General features: G+C 64.3%; 17 protein-coding genes. 6 read left to right on the top strand and 11 right to left on the bottom strand.

From position 1 onward, the window contains the following. Positions 1-17 precede the first annotated feature (17 nt). Positions 18-833: an exodeoxyribonuclease III gene (locus DCG74_RS05025; RefSeq protein WP_172787838.1), complete on the top strand. Its 816-nt coding sequence runs from the start codon at positions 18-20 to the stop codon at positions 831-833. Between the two features lie 125 nt (positions 834-958). On the opposite strand, the gene DCG74_RS05020 is transcribed toward DCG74_RS05025, so the two are convergent. Both DCG74_RS05020 and DCG74_RS05015 read right to left on the bottom strand, forming a co-directional pair. Further along, complete coding sequence (locus DCG74_RS05020; protein ID WP_018646009.1) at positions 959-1,402, bottom strand: cyclic nucleotide-binding domain-containing protein; 444 nt, start codon at positions 1,400-1,402, stop codon at positions 959-961. A gap of 58 nt (positions 1,403-1,460) precedes the next feature. Further along, the gene (locus DCG74_RS05015) at positions 1,461-2,147 is read right to left on the bottom strand and encodes a response regulator transcription factor (RefSeq protein ID WP_008142830.1); all 687 of its coding nucleotides are present in this window, start codon (positions 2,145-2,147) and stop codon (positions 1,461-1,463) included. 201 nt (positions 2,148-2,348) lie between these two features. Here DCG74_RS05015 and DCG74_RS05010 point away from each other — a divergent pair, with 201 nt between their 5' ends. Further along, positions 2,349-2,918, top strand: a complete 570-nt coding sequence (locus DCG74_RS05010; protein ID WP_172787837.1) for a L,D-transpeptidase — start codon at positions 2,349-2,351, stop codon at positions 2,916-2,918. Between the two features lie 140 nt (positions 2,919-3,058). On the opposite strand, the gene DCG74_RS05005 is transcribed toward DCG74_RS05010, so the two are convergent. Next, positions 3,059-3,748 carry a YggS family pyridoxal phosphate-dependent enzyme gene (locus tag DCG74_RS05005; protein ID WP_172787836.1) on the bottom strand — a complete coding sequence of 230 codons (690 nt, stop codon included), beginning with the start codon at positions 3,746-3,748 and terminating at the stop codon, positions 3,059-3,061. 108 nt (positions 3,749-3,856) lie between these two features. Here DCG74_RS05005 and DCG74_RS05000 point away from each other — a divergent pair, with 108 nt between their 5' ends. Then, positions 3,857-5,560, top strand: a complete 1,704-nt coding sequence (locus DCG74_RS05000; RefSeq protein WP_172787835.1) for a diguanylate cyclase domain-containing protein — start codon at positions 3,857-3,859, stop codon at positions 5,558-5,560. Positions 5,561-5,647: 87 nt separating this feature from the next. Here DCG74_RS05000 and DCG74_RS04995 read toward each other — a convergent pair whose 3' ends face one another. Continuing rightward, on the bottom strand, positions 5,648-6,694 hold the full coding sequence (locus DCG74_RS04995; RefSeq protein ID WP_172787834.1) for a GGDEF domain-containing protein: 1,047 nt from the start codon (positions 6,692-6,694) through the stop codon (positions 5,648-5,650). 188 nt (positions 6,695-6,882) lie between these two features. Here DCG74_RS04995 and leuS point away from each other — a divergent pair, with 188 nt between their 5' ends. From leuS to holA, 3 genes are all read left to right on the top strand, one after another. Next, positions 6,883-9,522, top strand: coding sequence for a leucine--tRNA ligase (leuS, locus tag DCG74_RS04990; RefSeq protein WP_172787833.1), 2,640 nt, complete (start codon positions 6,883-6,885; stop codon positions 9,520-9,522). Beyond that, positions 9,509-10,060 (top strand): LPS assembly lipoprotein LptE, encoded by a 552-nt coding sequence (gene lptE, locus DCG74_RS04985; protein ID WP_172787832.1) that lies wholly within the window; start codon positions 9,509-9,511, stop codon positions 10,058-10,060. Before leuS ends, lptE begins: the two co-directional genes overlap by 14 nt. Positions 10,061-10,189: 129 nt before the next feature. Further along, positions 10,190-11,218 (top strand): DNA polymerase III subunit delta, encoded by a 1,029-nt coding sequence (holA, locus tag DCG74_RS04980; protein WP_172787831.1) that lies wholly within the window; start codon positions 10,190-10,192, stop codon positions 11,216-11,218. A 198-nt stretch (positions 11,219-11,416) separates the two neighbouring features. Here the strand turns inward: holA and DCG74_RS04975 are convergent, their stop codons facing one another. The 7 genes from DCG74_RS04975 to hemJ form a co-directional block, all read right to left on the bottom strand. Then, positions 11,417-12,304, bottom strand: coding sequence for a ParB/RepB/Spo0J family partition protein (locus DCG74_RS04975; RefSeq protein WP_172787830.1), 888 nt, complete (start codon positions 12,302-12,304; stop codon positions 11,417-11,419). A 135-nt stretch (positions 12,305-12,439) separates the two neighbouring features. Beyond that, the gene (locus tag DCG74_RS04970) at positions 12,440-13,306 is read right to left on the bottom strand and encodes a ParA family protein (protein WP_172787829.1); all 867 of its coding nucleotides are present in this window, start codon (positions 13,304-13,306) and stop codon (positions 12,440-12,442) included. 20 nt (positions 13,307-13,326) lie between these two features. Further along, the gene (gene rsmG, locus DCG74_RS04965; protein ID WP_172787828.1) at positions 13,327-14,025 is read right to left on the bottom strand and encodes a 16S rRNA (guanine(527)-N(7))-methyltransferase RsmG; all 699 of its coding nucleotides are present in this window, start codon (positions 14,023-14,025) and stop codon (positions 13,327-13,329) included. A gap of 98 nt (positions 14,026-14,123) precedes the next feature. Further along, the gene (mnmG, locus tag DCG74_RS04960; RefSeq protein WP_172787827.1) at positions 14,124-16,004 is read right to left on the bottom strand and encodes a tRNA uridine-5-carboxymethylaminomethyl(34) synthesis enzyme MnmG; all 1,881 of its coding nucleotides are present in this window, start codon (positions 16,002-16,004) and stop codon (positions 14,124-14,126) included. A gap of 459 nt (positions 16,005-16,463) precedes the next feature. Then, a complete protein-coding gene (gene mnmE, locus DCG74_RS04955) occupies positions 16,464-17,822 on the bottom strand; it encodes a tRNA uridine-5-carboxymethylaminomethyl(34) synthesis GTPase MnmE (RefSeq protein WP_172787826.1) in 1,359 nt (452 codons plus the stop codon). 322 nt (positions 17,823-18,144) lie between these two features. Then, positions 18,145-19,410, bottom strand: coding sequence for a transcription termination factor Rho (rho, locus tag DCG74_RS04950; RefSeq protein WP_011083462.1), 1,266 nt, complete (start codon positions 19,408-19,410; stop codon positions 18,145-18,147). A 258-nt stretch (positions 19,411-19,668) separates the two neighbouring features. Then, positions 19,669-20,103: a protoporphyrinogen oxidase HemJ gene (gene hemJ / locus DCG74_RS04945; protein WP_172787825.1), complete on the bottom strand. Its 435-nt coding sequence runs from the start codon at positions 20,101-20,103 to the stop codon at positions 19,669-19,671. Between the last annotated feature and the right edge of the window lie 14 nt (positions 20,104-20,117).

Genomic DNA, 20,117 nt, shown 5'->3' with positions numbered 1-20,117 from the left:
GCTAAGACGCATTCCCCATGCGTCTTTCCCTGACAACCTGGAACATCAATTCGGTGCGGCTGCGCATCGATTTGGTCGCGAAGTTTCTCAAGAGCGCGCGGCCGGAGGTGCTCTGCCTGCAGGAGACCAAGTGCATCGACGATGCCTTTCCGCTGAAGCGCTTCAAGCGGCTCGGCTACGAGCACATCGCGCTGAACGGGCAGAAGGGCTATCACGGCGTCGCCATCGTCTCGAAGATCCCGTTCGAATCAAAGGACATCCGCACCTTCTGCGACAAGGTGGATTCGCGCCACATCTCGGTGTCGTTCGGCGACAAGGCGGGCATCGCAAGACCGCTGGTGCTGCATAATTTCTACGTGCCCGCTGGCGGCGACATTCCCGATCCCGTTGCGAACGAGAAGTTCGATCACAAGCTCCGCTTCCTCGACGAGATGACGGCGTGCGAGCCGCTGCATCCGCGCGGTGAGGATCGCCACATCCTGGTCGGCGATCTCAACGTCGCCCCGCATGAGAACGACGTGTGGTCGCACAAGCAGCTGCTGAAAGTCGTGTCGCACACGCCGGTCGAAACCGAGAAGCTGAAGGCGGCGCTCGAAGCCGGCGAATGGATCGACGTCGCGCGCGATCGCATTCCGATGTCGGAGAAGGTCTATACGTGGTGGAGCTATCGCTCCGCCGACTGGACCGTCGGCGATCGCGGCCGCAGGCTCGACCATATCTGGGTCTCGCGCGCGCTGAAGGACGCGGTGCAGGATTTCAGGATTCTGCGCGACGCCCGCAGCTGGGAGCGTCCGTCGGACCATGTCCCCGTGACGGTGACGCTGGAGGTTTAGCCCCGCCTGTCATTCCGGGGGCGCGCGCAACGCGAGCCCGGAATCCATCGGGCAACACAGACGGTGGATGAATGGATTCCGGGCTCGCGACTTCGTCGCGCCCCGGAATGACGAGCGGAGAGAGCTCAGCTCGTCAGCTTCGCGCCCGCCATCAGGATATCGCTGGCGATCTGGCTGGAGCGCACCGCGAATTCGTCGCGCAGGCGCACCGCCGCGGCGGGATCGCTTTCGAGCACGCGCTGGAACAGGCTGCGTGCGACGCGGATGACGGAGGAATGCTCCAGCGCGATCGCGCTCGACGGCCGCTTCATCGGCACCACCAGCGCGAGCTCGCCGATCAGCGCACCGGGGCCGGCGATCATTTCGGCGCCGGCGCCGTCCTCGACCCGGAAGGCGCCGCGCTGGACCACGAAACCGGCATCGGCGTCGTCGCCGAGATTGAACAGCACGTCGCCGCGTACGAAGTCGCGCTGCTCGGAGCCGATCGCCAGCATGCGCAACGAAGCGTCTCCCAACAGGCGCAGTGTCGGGACACGCTCGAGAAGCGCTACATCATCGTCGATTGACATTCAGGTCCGAGGCTCGAAGGCATGCGATCTAAAACGATTCGCAGGCCGTCGAAGCGTATCACGGCACCAGCTTGTAGCCACCGGCTTCCGTGACCAGGATCTCCGGGTTGGCCGCGTCCTTCTCGATCTTCTGGCGGAGGCGGTAGATGTGGGTTTCCAGCGTGTGGGTGGTAACGCCGGAATTGTAGCCCCAGACCTCCTGGAGCAGGGTCTCGCGCGACACCGGCATCTGGCCGGCCCGATAGAGGAAGCGGAGGATGGCGGTTTCCTTCTCGGTGAGCCGCACCTTGCGGGCATTGGCCGCGGTCAGCATCTTCGAGCCGGGGCGGAAGGAGTAGGGGCCGACCGAGAACACCGCGTCCTCGCTGGCTTCGTGCTGGCGGAGCTGGGCGCGGATGCGGGCCAGCAGCACGGCGAAGCGGAAGGGCTTTGCCACATAGTCGTTGGCGCCGGATTCCAGGCCCAAAATCGTGTCGGAATCGGTGTCGTGCCCGGTCAGCATGATGATCGGGGCCTTGAAGCCGCCCTTGCGCAGGGAGCGGACGACCTCGCGGCCATCGGTGTCGGGCAGGCCGACATCCATCAGGACCAGATCGGGGGAGTTGGCCTTCGCGGCGCTGGCGCCCTTGGCGCCGGTATCGACGGCGGAGGCCTCGAATTCTTCGTGTAGCGATAATTGCTCCACCAACGTATCGCGCAGATCGGTATCGTCATCCACGATCAGGATCTTGCGGGCATTGGCCATGGGGGGTCATCCTTTTGGGGTCCGGCTCGGCGCGCATCCATGCCGCACCCAGCCGCGAGGGAAGTTTAAGGTCGCCGTTATTATTGTTGTTCGTGTTGAAGTAGTGGGCTGTTACCGATTCACAAGCCAGAAGCACTCTAACTCAGAATAGCAGGCCGTTTTGATGAATGTCCTGTAATGAATTCGACATTGCGCGTTCACATGAAAAATAAAGCAACTTCAGTCGGTTACACCAGGAATCGAAGTGCCGGGCCGCTGTCGGCGATCCGCGTTAAGCCTGCTGCCGGTAATCCGCGGCGGGGCTGGCTGACGGCCGGAGCGCTGACCATTCCGGTTGCGCTGGGGCGAGGCGGCATTCTCGCCAACAAGCGCGAGGGCGATGGCGGCACCCCCAGAGGCAGCTTCCGGCCCAGGCAATTGTGGTGGCGGGGCGACCGGCACAGCCGTCCCCGGACATTCCTGCCGGCCCGGATCATCACCGGCGAGGACGCCTGGTGCGAGGATCCGCGGGATCGCCATTACAACCAGAGCATCCGGCTCGGCGAGGGGCAGGGCGGCGACCGCCTCGAACGCGGCGATCATCTCTACGACTTCATCATCGAGATCGACCACAATACGCGCCCCCGCATCGCCGGCCGCGGCAGCGCGGTGTTCCTGCACCTCGCCCGCGACAATTTCGGCCCGACCGCCGGCTGCGTCTCCATGACGAAATCCGCGATGCTGCAATTGCTGCGGCGCCTGGGCCCGCGAACAAAGATCATCATCGGGTGAGGGCGCGCCGCCGTCATTGCGAGGAGCCCTTGCGACGAAGCAATCCAGAATCTTTCTGCGGAGGGACTCTGGATTGCTTCGCTTCGCTCGCAATGACGAAATCGAGGACGTGTATGGCTCCCTGACCCGGCTTACGGCTATCACCGATGCCCGAAGATCGCGCTCCCGACGCGCACATGGGTGGCGCCCAACATGATGGCGGTCGCGAAATCGGCGCTCATGCCCATCGAGAGATTCGTCAAGCCATTGCGCGCGGCGATCTTGGCGGTGAGCGCAAAGTGCGCGGCAGGGGGCTCGTCGACCGGCGGGATGCACATCAACCCGGAGATCGTCAGCCCGTAGGTGTCGCGGCAGCTCGCAATGAAGGCATCGGCCTCGCCAGGCGCAACGCCGGCCTTCTGCGGCTCCTCGCCGGTGTTGACCTGGACGAACAGCTGCGGGTGCTTGTTCTGGGATTCGATTTCCTTGGCTAACGCTTGGCAAATGCTCGGACGGTCGACCGAATGGATGGCGTCGAACAGCGCGACCGCCTCTTTCGCCTTGTTGGATTGCAGCGGCCCGATCAGATGCAGCGCGATACCGGGGTAAGCAGACGTTAATGCCGGCCACTTGGCTTTGGCTTCCTGCACCCGATTCTCGCCAAATACGCGCTGTCCGGCGGCGATAACCGGAGTAATTGCGTCCGCCGCGAAAGTCTTGGACACGGCGATCAGCGTGACCGAGCCGCGGTCACGCTGCGCGTCCCTGCAGGCGCGTGCAATTTCGGCTTCGACTGTGGCGAGCGCATTTGGTGAATCGCCGGTTACCGGCGCGGCGTTGGCTTCTGTCATGACGTCTCTTGGCTGTGACCGAACCCGCGTTAGGTCCAATTTTACCGAGTTCAAGAAACAGTTTTTGAACCCTTCGCTTTACCTTAGCCCGCGGGGTGGGTAGCGAAAATGGCAAGCGTCAGTCTCAACCGCAAGCGCGCGAAACTCAAGCAGGTTCTCGGAATCCGGGCGCGGCTTGCGTTGCTCGCGGTGATTCTCGTGACGCCCCTGATGATCGAGCGCATCCGGTCCCTCGAAGACACGCGCGCGCGGCAGATCGCGCAGGCTGCGGCTGAATTCACCATTGTGGCAAGGCACAGCGCCGATGCGCAGCGCGAGGTGATCTCGTCGGTCGAGACCATCCTGAAATCGGAGGCCTTCATCCGCGCCTCCGCCGGCGGAATCACCAAGAGCTGCGACGTGCTGCGGGCGAGCCTGCCGTCGAGCCTCCCCTGGATCCGCACGCTTCTGATCGCCGGCCAGGACGGCCGCATCCAATGCACCACCAACAACATGTATGTCGGCCTCGATCTCAGCGACCGGCCGTACTTCCAGCAGGCCCAGGAAACCGGCCGCTTCGTGCTGAGCGACTTCATCATGTCGCGGCCGGTGCCCTCGCCGACGGTGATGGCGGTTTATCCGGTCTCCGCCTTCAGCGGTGTGGCCGATGCCGTCGTGCTCGCCACCGTCAATCTCGACTGGATGTCGAAGGTCATGAACAATCTGGGCGGTCGCGCCGGCATCACAGCGGTGCTGGTCGACAGCGCGGGCACCGTGCTGGCGGCACCGGCCGATCAGCACAGCGCGGTCGGCCGTCCGCTCGACCACATGCCGCTGATGTCCGCGATCGCCGACAAGGCGCTGCGCTCCGATCAGGATGAGGGTTCGCTGTCCTTCCTCGCCGCCGACGGCTCCCGCCGCGCCGTCAGCTATATCCGCATCGCCGGCACCAATGCCCGTCTGATCGCCAGCATCGACGAGGACAAGGTGTCCGCAGCGGTCAGCCGCGACATCCGCACCGCCTATCTGCAGCTCGCCTTCGTGCTCATGTTCGTCCTGCTCGGCGCGCTGATCGCCGCCGAAAAGCTCGTGATCAAGCCGATCGAGATGCTCGCCGACATGGCCAAGCGTCTCGGCGAGGGCGATCTCTCGGCCCGCGCCGCGCGCAATCGCCTGCCCGCCGAGTTCGTGCCGCTGGCCCGCGCGTTCAACGCGATGGCCGCGCAGCTGAGCCAGCGCGAGCGCGAGCTGATCGCAAGCAACGACCGCCTGACGGTGATGGCTTCGATCGACATGCTGTCCGGCCTCGCCAATCGCCGCGGTTTCCAGAGCCGGCTGGATTTCGAATGGATGCGCGCGCAGCAATATGGCAGCGAGCTTGCGCTTCTGATGATCGACGTCGATCATTTCAAGCTGTTCAACGACACCTATGGCCATCTCGAAGGCGATTCCTGCCTGACGCGACTCGGCGAATCGCTATCCGGCATCGCCGCCGACACGATGGGCTTCGCGGCCCGTTACGGCGGCGAGGAGTTCTGCCTGCTGCTGCCGAACACCGACGTGACGCGCGCCGTGGAGATCGGCGAGCAGGTGCGTTCGGCCGTGCTGAGGCTCTGTCTGCCGCACATCACCTCGCACCACATGATCGTCACCGTCTCGATCGGCGTCGCTGCGACCAAGCCGAACGAGACCCTGCGCCCAGGCGACCTGATCGAAGCCGCTGACGCCGCGCTCTACGCCGCCAAGCACCGCGGCCGCAACAACGTCGTCGAGCACGGCGTGCAGGCCATCGAGACCAGCGCGGCCGGCATGATGATGGTGGCGAGCGCCTAAAAAGCACGACGGGATTCATCGCGCCTTGGGTTGTTGTCTGGGCATGATCCTTCCGGAAAACCGCTTCGCACTTGTCCTGATCGTGCTTTACCCCGCAGCCCCGGCCCGCTCGAGCTCGCTCTCCGTCACCACACGATTACGACCGCCGCCCTTGGCGAGATAGAGCGCGCGGTCGCAACGCTCGATCAGATCCGCGATCGTCTCGCCGACCCGATATTGCGCCACGCCGATCGACACGCTGATGCCGGGCAGGATCTCGCCGGTCGAACGACGCGTGATGGTGGCTTCGGCGATTGCGCGCCTGATGCGTTCGGCGATCTCGGCGCAGGCGGCCAGATCGGCGTCCGGCAGCACCGCGATCAGCTCCTCGCCGCCATAGCGGGCCGGCAGATCCTGCGCGCGAACCTTCTCGCGCAGCACCTTGGCCATCAGGCGCAGCACCTGGTCGCCGACACCGTGGCCGAAATTGTCGTTGAAGGACTTGAAGTGATCGATGTCGAGCAGCAGCACGCTGAGCGGCTCGCCCCATTCCGCCGTCGTCTGCGCCTTGCGCAGGAATTCATCGAGTGCCCGCCGGTTCGCGAGCCCCGTCAGCGTGTCGGTCCGGGCGCGCTGCTCGGATCGCGACAGCGAATCGCGGATCACGTCGAGCTCGCGGGTCTTTTCCGCAAAGCCTGCCTCCAGCCGCGTCGCCCGCGTGGCGGCCCGCGCCAGCTCGTTCATGAGCTGGGCGACCAGCAGCTTTGGATCGACGCCGGCCTTGCCCTGGTCGGCCACCTGGCTGATGACCTGCATCTGCGAATGATTGTCAGCGATCGCTGTCGCCAGAAACTCCTTCGCCGTCCCCATCAGCGCCTGCAGCCGCTCGGACGTGTCGACCACGACGGCACTCACCTGGGGCGCGACGTAGGTCTCGAACAGATCCTGATTGGTTTGGGCATCGAACGGACGATTGTGATCGATCAGGAGATCGATTGCGTTGCGCAGATCGTCGTGGCCGCCTGCGAAATATTGGTACCAGACCGCAAAATTGGCCGGGGTCGGCGCAACCCGCTGTTCGGCCATGCTCCGCATCGCCCGCCCAGCAATGGACGCGGCATAGTCGTAATCGGGATCGTCGAAGCTGGAATCCATTTGCGGTACGCGGCCTTGTCGAGCCGCAAATTGGCATTGACCCCTTAATCACACCCCAACGCGGGCCCTCGTAGTTATGCGGAGGCGTGGTCAAAGTTCCAAAACGCGGCAACCCATTGACCCCCCGAGGTCTTCTATGGCCTAGTCCGCCGTCTTGACGGCCGAACCCACGAAAACCCAACGATTCCATGACCTCCGAACGCTATAACGCCCGCGATGCCGAACCGCGCTGGCAACGCCTCTGGGACGAGCAGGCGATCTTCGTCTCCAAGAACGACGATCCGCGGCCGAAATATTACGTCCTCGAGATGTTCCCCTACCCGTCCGGGCGCATCCATATCGGCCATGTCCGGAACTACACGCTCGGCGACGTGCTGGCCCGCTTCATGCGCGCCAAGGGGTTCAACGTGCTGCATCCGATGGGCTGGGACGCTTTCGGCCTGCCGGCCGAGAACGCCGCGATCGAGCGCAAGGTGGCGCCGAAGGCCTGGACCTACGACAACATCGCCGCGATGAAGAAGCAGCTCCGCTCGATCGGGCTGTCGCTGGACTGGTCCAGGGAGATCGCGACCTGCGATCCCTCCTATTACAAGCACCAGCAGAAGATGTTCCTGGACTTCCTGCGCGCAGGCCTTGCCGAGCGCGAGAAGCGCAAGGTGAACTGGGATCCCGTCGACATGACCGTGCTCGCCAACGAGCAGGTGATCGACGGCCGCGGCTGGCGTTCGGGCGCCGTGGTCGAGCAGCGCGAGATGAACCAGTGGGTCTTCAAGATCACGAAGTACTCGCAGGAGCTGCTGTCGGCGCTCGACGGGCTGGACCGCTGGCCCGACAAGGTGCGGCTGATGCAGCGCAACTGGATCGGCCGCTCGGAGGGCCTGTTGATCCGCTTCGCGCTGGATGCGGCAACGACGCCGGCGGGCGAGAGCGAGCTGAAGATCTTCACGACGCGCCCCGACACGCTGTTCGGCGCCAAGTTCATGGCGATCTCGGCGGATCATCCGCTGGCGCAGGCAGCAGCGGCCAAGAACCCGAAGCTTGCCGAGTTCATCGCCGAGATCAAGAAGATCGGCACCGCGCAGGAGATCATCGACACCGCGGAGAAGCAGGGTTTTGATACCGGCATCCGCGCGGTGCACCCATTCGATCCCTCCTGGAAGCTGCCGGTCTATGTCGCCAACTTCGTGCTGATGGAATACGGCACCGGCGCCATCTTCGGCTGCCCCGCACACGACCAGCGCGACCTCGATTTCGTCAACAAGTACAATCTCGGCAACACGCCCGTCGTATGCCCGGAAGGTCAGGACCCGAAGAGCTTCGTCATCACCGACACCGCCTATGACGGTGACGGCCGCATGATCAATTCGCGCTTCCTCGACGGCATGACCATCGACGAGGCCAAGGAAGAGGTGGCGAAACGGCTCGAGACCGAGCTGCGCGGCAACGCGCCGGTCGGCGAACGTCAGGTCAATTTCCGCCTGCGCGACTGGGGCATTTCACGCCAGCGCTATTGGGGCTGCCCGATTCCGATCATTCACTGTCCGAAGTGCGACGTGGTGCCGGTGCCGGATGCCGACCTGCCCGTGAAGCTGCCCGACGATGCGACCTTCGACAGACCGGGCAACGCGCTCGATCATCATCCGACCTGGAAGCACGTCACCTGCCCGCAATGCGGAGGCAAGGCCCAACGCGAAACCGACACCATGGACACCTTCGTGGATTCGTCCTGGTACTTCGCGCGCTTCACCGATCCCTGGAACGAGGCTTCGCCGACGACGCCTGATGTCGCAAACCGGATGCTGCCGGTCGACCAATATATCGGCGGCGTCGAGCACGCGATCCTGCATCTGCTCTACAGCCGCTTCTTCACCCGCGCGATGAAGGCGACGGGGCACATCGCGCTGGACGAGCCGTTCGCCGGCATGTTCACGCAAGGCATGGTGGTGCACGAGACCTACCAGAAGGCCGACGGCACCTATGTGCAGCCGGCCGAGGTGAAGGTCGAGGTCGGCGGCAACGGACGGCGCGCCACGCTGCTGACGACGGGCGAAGACATCGCGATCGGCCCGATCGAGAAGATGTCCAAGTCGAAGAAGAACACGGTCGACCCCGACGACATCATCGAGACCTATGGCGCCGACGTCGCCCGCTGGTTCATGCTATCGGACTCCCCGCCCGACCGCGACGTGATCTGGAGCGACGAGCGCGTCCAGGGCGCCTCGCGCTTCGTGCAGCGGCTGTGGCGGCTGGTGAACGATGCCGTCGAACTCGGCAAGGCTGCGCCCGCGGCCCGGCCGGCCAGCTTCGGCCCGGACGCCACCGCTTTGCGCAAGGCCGCCCACGGCGCGCTGGACAAGGTCACCACCGGCATCGAGCGGTTGCATTTCAACGTTTGCCTGGCCCATATCCGCGAATTCACCAATGCATTCTCGGAGGTGCTCCAGCGGCCCGGCCAGCCCGCCCCTGATCTCGCCTGGGCGATCCAGGAGGCCAGCCAGATCCTGGTCCAGCTTTTCTCGCCGATGATGCCGCATCTGGCCGAGGAGTGCTGGCAGGTGCTTTTCAAGAATGGTCTTGGCCGAAAGGGGCTGGTTTCGGAGGCCGATTGGCCCCAAATCGAACGCGATTTGCTGGTTGAAGACAGCGTGACCCTGGTGGTCCAGGTCAACGGCAAGAAGCGGGGTGAGGTCACAGTTGCAACAGCGGCCCAAAATCCGGAAATCGAGGCTGCCGTTTTGGCCCTCGATGCGGTAAAGCTGGCCCTGGACGGCAAGCCCGTCCGCAAGGTGATCATCGTCCCCAAGAGGATCGTGAATGTTGTCGGCTAGGATCCGTATCGCAGCCCGCTTGCTGGCAGTCGCCGCGCTGGCGGCGCTGACGGCCGGCTGCTTCCAGCCGATGTATGCCGAGCGCAGCGACGGCACCCCAGGCCTGCGCGAGAAGCTGATGGGGGTCGAGCTGCCCCCGATCAACAAGTCCAATGCCTCCCGCGAGGCCCGCGTCGGCGTCGAGATCCGCAACGCGCTGGCCTTCAAGCTTTATGGCACCGCGACGGGCATGCCGCCGACCCACCGGCTCGACATCCGCTTCACCACCAGCCGCTCCTCGCTGATCGTCAGCTCCATGACCGGACTGCCGACCAGCGAAAATCTCGGCATCGACGCCCAGTACAATCTGATCGACGTCGCGACCGGCCGGTCGGTGATGAACGGCTCGACGTTCTCGCGCGTGTCCTACGACATGCCCGGCTCCTATCAGCGCTTCTCGCGCACCCGCGCCGTACGCGATGCCGAGGATCGCGCCGCCAACGAGATCGCCGAGAACATCACGACCCGGCTCGCCTCGTTCTTCACTGCGGGCACGTAGTTCGCTCCCGTCGTTCCGGGGCACGCGAAGCGTGAGCCCGGAATCTCGATCCCAAACCTCTGGATTCTCTGGTGCGCAATTGCGCACCGTAGTTCGCGCCACGCGCGCCCGGAACGACGGTTAGCCCCAATGGTCGCACTGCGTGGAAAAGAGATCGACGCCTTCCTCGCCCGCCCTGATGCGGGCCGTCCGATCATCCTGCTCTACGGTCCTGATGCCGGTCTGGTGCGCGAGCGCGCCGATGCGCTGATCGCGTCCAGCGTCGACGATCCCAACGACCCGTTCTCGCTGGTCAAGCTCGACGGCGACGAGCTCTCCGCCGAGCCGTCGCGCCTCGTCGACGAGGCGATGACGGTGCCGCTGTTCGGCGGCCGCCGCGCCATCCGCGTTCGCGCCGGCTCGCGCAGCTTTGCCAGCGGCATCGAGACGCTGGCCGAGATGAACGTGAAGGATTGCCGCATCGTGATCGAGGCCGGCGAGCTCCGCCCGGAATCGCCGCTGCGCAAGACCTGCGAGAAAGCCAAAACGGCGGTCGCGATCGGCTGCTATCCCGACACCGAGCGCGATCTTGCCAAACTGATGGACGACGAGCTGCGCATCGCGAATTTGCGCATCGCGCAGGACGCCCGCGCGGCGCTGATGTCGTTCCTCGGCGGCGACCGCCAGGCCTCGCGCAACGAGCTGCGCAAGCTGACGCTCTACGCCCACGGCAAGGGTGAGGTCACGCTGGATGACGTCATGGCCGTGGTCGCCGATGCCTCCGAGCTGAAGCTCGATCCGATCGTCGACGGCGCCTTCGCCGGGCGGCCCGACATCGTCGAGACCGAGTTTGCCAAGGCGATGATCGCCGGGACCTACCCCGGCGTGATCATCTCGGCCGCCCAGCGCCAGGCCGCGTGGCTGCACAAATCCGCGCTCGCCATCGCCGACGGCACGCCAGCCTCCGCCGTGCTCGAGGGCGGCTATCCGCGCCTGCATTTTTCTCGAAAGCCTGCAGTCGAAACCGCGCTGCGCAATTTCAGCCCGGCGCGGCTCGCCGCTGTGATCGAGCAGCTCGCGACCGCCGCGCTCGACACCCGCAAGCAGTCCACCCTCGCCGCCGCCATCGCCCAGCGCGCGCTGATGGCGATCGCCGCGAACGCGAAGCGGCGGGGATAGGCCCCCGCTCTCTCGCCACGTCATTGCGAGCGCAGCTGTCTCCACCCGTCATTGCGAGCGGAGCGAAGCAATCCAGAATCGTTCCGCAGTGGGACTCTGGATTGCTTCGCTGCGCTCGCAATGACGATGTGGAAATAGTTGCGCGCCCACGCACGCCCTGACGTCCTCGAACGTGGGAACGACGCCCGAGGATTCGGTCTACAGCGCGCCCTTGGCCAGCCGCTTCATCACCTCGTCGAGCTGATCGAGGTTGCGGTAGTTGATCTGCACGGAGCCGCCGGGATCGCGGTGGTTGACGGTGACCTTGAGGCCGAGCGCGTCGCTGACGCGCTTCTCCAGATCGATCGTGTCGGGGTCCTTTTCCTTGCCCCCGTTGGCGCGCGCCTTCTGCGGCTTGCGCTCTGGCACGCCCTCTTCGTGCGCGAGCGCCTCGGCCTGGCGGACGTTGAGACCTTCCTCGACGATGCGCTTGGCGGCAGCGAGCGGATCGGGCACGCCGATCAACGCGCGGGCGTGGCCGGCCGTCAGCTCGCCGGTCGCGATGAAGGCCTGCACCTCCGCCGGCAGCTTGGTCAGCCGCATCATGTTGGCGACGTGGCTGCGGCTCTTGCCGACGACCTTGGCAATGTCGTCCTGGCTGCGTTTGAACTCGTTGGCGAGCGCGTGATAGCCCTGCGCCTCCTCCATCGGGTTGAGGTCCTCGCGCTGGACGTTCTCGACGATCGCGAATTCCAGCGCGTCGCTGTCGCTGATGTCGACCGGCACGATCGGCACTTCGTGCAGGCCGGCCATTTGCGAGGCGCGCCAGCGTCGTTCGCCGGCGATGATCTCGTAGCGATCCTGCGCGCCCTTCACGGGCCGCACCACGATCGGCTGGATCACGCCATGCTGCCTGATGGAGTCGGAGAGCTCCTTCAGCTCGGTGTCCGAAAACGTGCGGCGCGGGTTGCGCGGATTGGCCTTGATGAATTCGATCGGCACCTTGCGCTGCGCGCGCGGACGATCGACATGCTGGGCCTCGCCGCCGACGTCACCGATCAGACTTGCAAGACCCCGGCCCAGTCGCGAACGCGCTTCATCGGCCATCGCCAGCTCCCTTGGATTCACGGTGCAGCACTCCAGAACTGAATTATCGTAGGGTGGGCAAAGCGAAGCGTGCCCACCGATTGTGTGCGGAGGACGGTGGGCGCGGAAAACGCCTTTGCCCACCCTACGGGAGCGTCAATGCGTCGTGCGCAGCTCGCGCTCGCGCTGGATCACTTCGGTCGCGAGCCGCAAATACGCTTCGCTGCCGACGCATTTGAGATCATAGACCAGCACCGGCTTGCCGTAGGACGGCGCTTCCGAGATGCGCACGTTGCGCGGGATCATGGTCTTGTAGACCTTCTCGCCCATGAACTGGCGGACGTCGGCGACGACCTGGTTCGACAGGTTGTTGCGCGAGTCGAACATGGTCAGCACGATGCCGTGGATCGACAGGTTCGGATTGAGCGTCGAGCGCACCTGCTCGACGGTCTGCAAGAGTTGCGACAGACCTTCGAGCGCGAAGAACTCGCACTGCAGCGGCACCAGGATCGCATCCGACGCCGCCATCGCGTTGACCGTGAGCAGGTTGAGCGAGGGGGGGCAGTCGATCAGCACGTAGGTGTAGTCGGCGTCAGGCGAGACGTTGTTGTTGAGCGCGCCGATCGCGTCGCGCAACTTGAAGGCGCGACCGGGCGTGGTGCCGAGCTCGAGCTCGAGGCCGGAGAGGTCCATGGTCGAGGGTGCGATGTGCAGCCGAGGCACCGCGGTCGAGACCACGGCTTCACGCAGAGGCGCTTCACCGATCAGCACGTCATAGGTCGAGCAGGAGCGGTTGCGGCGATCGATGCCGAGGCCGGTCGAGGCGTTGCCCTGCGGATCGAGATCGACGATCAGGACGCGCTCGCCGATCGCAGCGAGCGCCGTGCCGAGGTTGATCGCTGTGGTTGTCTTTCCCACGCCGCCCTTTTGATTCGCCAGCGCGAGAATGCGCGGATGGCCATGGGGGACCTCATCGGACTTTTGGGCCGTCTGTTCTTGCTGCGGTTCGTCAATCACGCTCATCGCGATTCCCCACTCACCCCTCAGCCGCGCCGTTCGGCGGCATTGAGCTCCACGATCCACCCGTCGCCCGTGCGGCTTTGGTGGAGCTGCGGCCGAATATTCCAATATTTAGCGGCTTCGGTCAATTCAGCCTCTACATCTTGACCCTTGAGAAATAACGCCTTTGCGCCCTGGCGCATCAGCGGCTCCGCAAAGCCGATGAGTTGATGTAGCGGAGCCAGTGCACGCGCGGTGACGCAATCGACGGGGCCGGTGATTCTATCCACATTATCCCCGATCTCAGCGAGATGTACGACTCCCGGAGATGTGGTGACGCGGATCGCTTCGCGCAAAAAGGCGGCCTTCTTGGCGATTCGCTCGACGAGATGGACGCTCGCGCCAAGTGTGCCGGCCATGGCGCAGGCGAGCACGACCCCGGGAAATCCGCCACCGCTGCCGAGATCGGCCCAGCGCTTTGCGGCCGGCGCGAGATCGATCAGCTGAAGCGAGTCGGCGATGTGCCGGGTCCAGAGCTGCGGCAAGGTCGAGGGCGCGACCAGATTGGTCTTGGCCTGCCACTCCCGCAGCAGCGCAATGTAGCGATCGAGCCGCTCCTCGGTTTCACGTGAAACGGGAGCCAGCTTGAGGGCAGCGATCTTGTCAGCGGCGATGATGGAATCGAGCGCCTTGTCGTTGGCAACGGCCTTACTGGCCGTTGGGCTGACCGGTCCCGCCTCCATTCGGCGCCCAGCGCCCTCGCCCGCTTGGGGTCGTCGCGTTGGCGGTCGATCCCCGCCCGATCCGCGCTGTTTCACGTGAAACGCCTATGCGATTGGCTTTATGCGATTGCTTTGGAAGTCTTTCGTGCCTCGCGGCGCAGATAGGCCGCGAGAATGCCGAGCGCCGCCGGCGTCATACCGTCAATGCGGCCGGCCTGGCCGACGGTGAAGGGTCGTGCCTTCTCCAGCTTGGTACGCACTTCATTGGAGAGACCGGGAACGAGATGGTAATCGACGTCCGCCAGCACCATGCCCTCGTCGCGGCGGAAGGCTTCGACGTCGGCGCTCTGGCGCTCCAGATAGACGTCGTACTTGGCGTCGATCTCGAGATGGGTGGCGATGACGGGATCGATGGCCGACAGCTCCGGCCAGATCGCGCGGACCTGGCTCCAGCCGATCTCCGGATAGGCCATCAGCTCGAAGGCCGAACGGCGCTGGCCATCCCGGTTCAGCGACAGCCCGTGCTTGATCGCCTCGTTCGGGGTGATGGTCAGGGACTTCGAGAGCGTCCTGGCGGCGTTCAACGCATCCATCTTGGCGCGATGATGGCGGGTTCTGGCGCTGCCGACGCACCCCAGGGCGATGCCCTTCTCGGTCAGACGCTGATCGGCATTGTCGGCCCGCAGGGTCAGCCGGTACTCGGCCCTCGAGGTGAACATGCGATAGGGCTCGCTGATCCCGCGGGTGACGAGGTCGTCGATCATCACGCCGAGATAGCCGTCGGCACGATCGAACACGGTGAGCGCGGCACCGCTGGCGGAAAGCGCCGCATTCAGGCCGGCAACAATGCCCTGCCCGGCGGCTTCCTCATATCCGGTGGTGCCGTTGATCTGCCCGGCCAGGAACAACCCGCGCAGACGCTTGGTCTGCAGGGTCGGATCGAGCTCGCGCGGATCGATGTGGTCGTATTCGATGGCATAGCCGGGGCGAACCATCTTCACCCGCTCCAAGCCGGGAATGCTGGCAAGGATCGCAAGCTGCACCTCCTCCGGCAGCGAGGTCGAAATGCCGTTGGGATAGACGGTCGTATCGTCGAGCCCTTCCGGCTCCAGGAAGATCTGGTGGCCGTCGCGGTCGCCGAAGCGGACGATCTTGTCCTCGATCGAGGGGCAATAACGCGGCCCGGAGCTCTTGATCTGGCCGGAGTACATCGGGGAGCGATGGACATTGGCCCGGATCACCTCATGGGTCGCCGGCGTGGTCCGGGTGATCCCGCACTGGATCTGCGGCGTCGTGATCCGCTCGGTCATCACCGAAAACGGCTCCGGCGGCTCGTCGCCGGGCTGCATCTCGACCGCCGACCAGTCGATCGTGGTGCCGTCGAGACGCGGCGGAGTGCCGGTCTTGAGACGTCCGAGGGTAAAGCCAGCGCGCTCGAAAGAGCTGGAAAGGCCCATTGCAGGCGCCTCGCCGACCCGGCCGGCGGGCCAGTTCTTCTCACCGAGATGAATCAGCCCACGGAGAAAGGTGCCGGTGGTCACGACAACGGCCCCTGCCCGAAGCTCCCGGCCGTCCGCTAGGCGCAGTCCGGTCACCCGGTTATCGACCACGATCAGCTCGTCGGCCTCACCCTCGATGACGGAGAGGCCTTCGGTCTCCCGGATCGCCGCCTGCATCGCCGCCGCGTAGAGCTTTCGGTCTGCCTGAGCCCGGGGGCCACGCACAGCGGGGCCCTTACGGCGATTGAGAACGCGAAACTGGATGCCGCCGGCATCGCCGACACGGCCCATCAGACCGTCGAGCGCATCCACCTCCCGGACCAGATGGCCCTTGCCGAGCCCGCCGATGGCGGGATTGCAGGACATCGCGCCGACCGTGGAGAAACGGTGCGTCACCAGAGTGGTCGCCGCACCCATCCGGGCAGCGGCAGCCGCGGCTTCACAGCCGGCGTGGCCGCCGCCAATGACGATGACGTCGAAACTCTCTCGCTCTGTTCGCATGGACGGACTTCTAGCTCAGAGCTGGGAAAGCCGGAAGTGGAAACTCGGGAGCGGCGTTTCACGTGAAACAGGCGCAAGCCCCAAGTCGGAACCATTTTCGCGAAAAACAAGCCCATGCACAGTAGGATGTGCATTGATCCATCTGGTGTTTCACGTGAAACAAATATGGCCTCCTAGGCCGAGCGATGCTCGACCAGACATCCGGTCACATGCCCTCACCGCGCCGCTTTAGCTGCTAGTCGGGGGGCGCCACGTACCGCGTCATGCTCCGTCATTGCGAACGCAGCGAAGTAATCCAGGATCTCGTGGAGGAGGCAGTCTGGATTGCTTCGTCGCAAGGGCTCCTCGCAATGACGGGGAGAGAGCGGCGTTTCAAGTAAACAAAGCGAGGACCCGCCCATGTTTCACGTGAAACAGAAGAAATGGAACAAGGGCTAGTTTTACAATCAAGTACTAGCGTTACTTTCCGATACAGAATTTCTGGAAGATGGCGCCAAGGACGTCCTCGACGTCCACGCGGCCCAAGAGCCGGCCCAAGGCATAGGCCGCTGCCCGCAGCTCTTCGGCCGCGAGCTCCTCGCCGTCTTCTACAAGGTCCAGACTTCGGCGCAAGCTGTCTGAGGCCCGGCTCAACAAGTCTCGCTGGCGGGCCCGGGTCACCATGGCGCCCTCGGTGGTCCCGAAGAACTCGGAAGCGAATCTCACCAGCGCGTCGACCAGCTCGGGGATGCCGTCGCCCCGGCTTGCCGAGATCCCGAACTCGCCGCTTGGCCCCGCTCCACCGCCCCCGCCGAGATCGATCTTGTTGCGCACGATCCAGACCGAGCCGCCGGATGAAGCACCACCGTCCGCGGATGTCCAGCGCGAGCGCATTGTGTCGAGATCGAGGGCTTGCCCGCCCTCCACCAACCACAACACCAGATCGGCGTCCTCGGCTCGCGCGCGGGCCCGGCGCACGCCTTCCTGCTCCACGGGATCATCGGTCTCGCGGATGCCGGCAGTGTCGATGACCGTAACCGGATAGCCATCGAGATCGAGCTGCACCTCGATCACGTCGCGCGTGGTGCCGGCATGCGGCGAGACGATCGCGACCTCGCGGCGCGCCAGCTGGTTGATCAGCGTCGACTTGCCGACATTCGGCTCGCCCGCGATCGCAACCACCAGGCCATCGCGCAGCCGTTCGGAATGTCCCTGTGCCGCAAGCACTTTTGTGATTTCGTCGTGAAGCGACTTGATCGCTTTCACCGCCGGCGCCCTCAGCTCCGCGGGCACGTCGCCTTCATCGGAAAAATCGATGCCGGCCTCGATTAGCGCGGAGGCCTCGATGATGCGCTCGCGCCAGTCGCGCGCGCGGTCGCCGAGCAGGCCCTGCAGCTGGCGTAGCGCCTGACGGCGCTGGCGGTCGGTGTCGGCGTGAATGAGGTCGTCGAGGCCCTCGGCCTCGGTCAGGTCGAGTTTGCCATTCTCGAAGGCGCGCCGGGTGAACTCGCCGGGCTCCGCCGCGCGCGTATTCGGAATATCTGAAAAAGCGGCGAAGAGCGCCGCCAGCACCGCCCGGCCGCCATGGACGTGAAATTCGGCAATGTCCTCGCCCGTCGCGCTGGCCGGTCCCGGAAACCAGAGCACGACCGCATCGTCGATCGGCTGGCCTGCGCCGTCCCGGAGCAGCCGCCGGCTCGCCTGTCGCGGCGCCGGCAACCGGCCCGCAAGCGTCGTCACCGCCAAGCCGGCTTGCGCGCCGGAGACGCGGACCACGGCGATCGCGCTGGGCGCCCGCCCCGATGACAGCGCAAAAATGGTCTGCTCTCGCGGATGCATGGCCTATTTGTCCGGCTGCCGCCGAAAACGCAAACGTCCGTTTTCCGGACGAGCCAACCGTGTTTTGCTGCACAAGATCATGCAGCAAATCGAATATTGCGATGCACAATAACTGCGGGCGTTTTGCTGCACTTTGCCTGATAAGCACACGGGAGGACTGACCCGATTTCAAATATTTAGCTTTAATATCAACAGATTACTAGACATCCAAGGTCGAAGATCCGAGCAGCGGGATGTCTTCCATGCTGCATCTTCGCTGCAGCAAAGCTGCACAATAAAAAGGGCGCCCGAAGGCGCCCTCGAAGTCTTTGCTGCAGTGTCCTCAGGTGTTCATGGAGTCGAAGAACTCCGAATTGCTCTTGGTCGAGCGCAGCTTGTCGAGCAGGAAGTCGATCGCGTCCATCGTACCCATCGGATTGAGGATGCGGCGGAGCACGTACATCTTCTTGAGCACCTGCGGATCGGTGATGAGCTCCTCCTTGCGGGTGCCGGAGCGCGAGATATCGATCGCCGGGAAAGTGCGCTTGTCCGAGACCTTGCGGTCCAGGATCAGCTCGGAGTTACCGGTACCCTTGAACTCTTCGAAGATGACTTCGTCCATGCGGCTGCCGGTATCGACCAGCGCCGTCGCGATGATGGTCAGCGAGCCGCCCTCCTCGATGTTTCGGGCCGCGCCGAAGAAGCGCTTCGGACGCTGCAGCGCGTTGGCGTCGACACCGCCGGTCAGCACCTTGCCGGATGACGGCACCACGGTGTTGTAGGCGCGGCCGAGGCGCGTGATCGAATCGAGCAGGATCACGACATCGCGGCCGTGCTCGACCAGGCGTTTTGCCTTCTCGATCACCATCTCGGCGACTTGAACGTGGCGCACCGCCGGCTCGTCGAAGGTCGAGGACACCACCTCGCCCTTCACAGAGCGCTGCATGTCCGTGACTTCTTCCGGACGCTCGTCGATCAAGAGCACGATCAGATAGCATTCGGGATGGTTGTGGGTGATCGAGTGCGCAATGTTCTGCATCAGCACGGTTTTGCCGGTTCGCGGCGGCGCCACGATCAAGGCGCGCTGGCCCTTGCCGATGGGCGCAACGATGTCGATCACGCGTGCAGACAGGTCTTTCCGCGTCGGATCGTCGATCTCCATGCGGAAACGCTGATTCGGAAACAGCGGCGTGAGGTTATCGAAATTGACCTTGTGCTTGGCCTTTTCCGGGTCCTCGAAATTGAGCGTGTTGACCTTCAGCAGCGCGAAGTAGCGCTCGCCCTCTTTCGGGCTGCGGATATGACCTTCGATGGTGTCGCCGGTGCGCAGGCCGAAACGGCGGATCTGCGAGGGCGAAACGTAGATATCGTCCGGACCCGGCAGATAATTCGCATCGGGCGAGCGGAGGAAGCCGAAGCCGTCGGAGAGCACTTCGACGACGCCCTCGCCGACGATATCGGTCTCGGCCAGCGAGAGCTGCTTGAGGATGGCGAACAGCAGCTCCTGCTTGCGCATGGTGCTGGCGTTTTCGACCCCGTTCTCTTCCGCGAACGAGACCAGCTCGGCCGGGGTTTTCGACTTGAGGTCCTGGAGTTTGATTTCCCGCATTGGGGTGGTCCTGTGGGGTAACCTGAAAAAGAGGGGGGTGCGAGGTGGCTCTGAAATGCGGACGCGAGCAGGTGCAGGTAAGGTCCGCAGGTCTGGCAAGGTTAAGCGCCGGTGAGGCTTCAAACCTGATGCGGTGTCCGGCCTCTGGAAGGCTCGGACACAACCACATCCGCCTGCGTTGGGTGGGATATCGCTAATATAGAAAATCGCTCAACGCTCCGCAAGCCGAAGCGCTGAGCTAATCGCCGCGGGGTATGCCTAGAACGGCTTCACGATCACCATGACGACGATGAAAATCATCAGGACGGTCGGCACCTCATTGATAATCCGATAGAATTTCTGGCTTCGTGGACGCTTATCAGCGGCAAAATCCTTGACCCAGCGGGAAAAAAAGCCGTGGACCGCCGATAGCACCAGGACCAGTGCCAGTTTTACGTGCAGCCAGCCGAACGAGAACCAATGTCCGGACCAGGCGAGATAGAGCCCGGCGAGCCAGGTGACCATCATCGCGGGGTTGATGATCGCCTTGAGCAGCCGGCGTTCCATGACCTTGAACGTCTCGGACTGCTTCGAGCCGATTTCGGCCTCGCAGTGATAGACGAACAGCCGCGGCAAATAGAGCATGCCGGCCATCCAGGAGATGACGGCGATCACGTGCAGCGCCTTGATCCAGAGATAGACGTCTTCGAACATTTTCGACGGTCCGG

This window comes from Bradyrhizobium sp. WBAH42, from assembly GCF_024585265.1.
In the GTDB taxonomy this organism is placed as follows: domain Bacteria; phylum Pseudomonadota; class Alphaproteobacteria; order Rhizobiales; family Xanthobacteraceae; genus Bradyrhizobium.
This window is presented reverse-complemented; position numbering and strand designations above follow the sequence as displayed.